General features: G+C 66.6%; 1 pseudogene. It reads right to left on the bottom strand.

Annotated elements, in window-relative coordinates:
* Nucleotides 1-307: pseudogene (locus tag I55_RS21425) on the bottom strand (hypothetical protein); the annotation flags it as partial.
* Nucleotides 308-320 lie beyond the last annotated feature (13 nt).

Genomic DNA, 320 nt, shown 5'->3' with positions numbered 1-320 from the left:
CGCTCTCTGCCTCCGCATCGCCCATGATCTGCAGGATACCGAAGGCCTGCTCGTAGACGCGCCCGACGAAGGCGAGCACGCGATCGGGAGTCAGCGCCGCGGCGGCCGCTCGGGCCGTCGTGAGCGCGTCGGCAACGCCTCGCCTGATGAAGTCGTTGAGCTGCGCCTGCACCCGTGCGGCCTCACGACTGTCGGTGGGCAGGGTCACCGTTCTCGCCCCGATGTCGTTGCACAGCCGGGCTTCGATGGCATTCGTTGCGTAAAGTTCGAAGACGGTCTGCATCTGCTCGGGGGTCAGGCCGTCCATATCCGTGATCCCA

It is taken from the genome of Azospirillum sp. B4, from assembly GCF_000333275.1.
Classification (GTDB): domain Bacteria; phylum Pseudomonadota; class Alphaproteobacteria; order Azospirillales; family Azospirillaceae; genus Nitrospirillum.
This window is presented reverse-complemented; position numbering and strand designations above follow the sequence as displayed.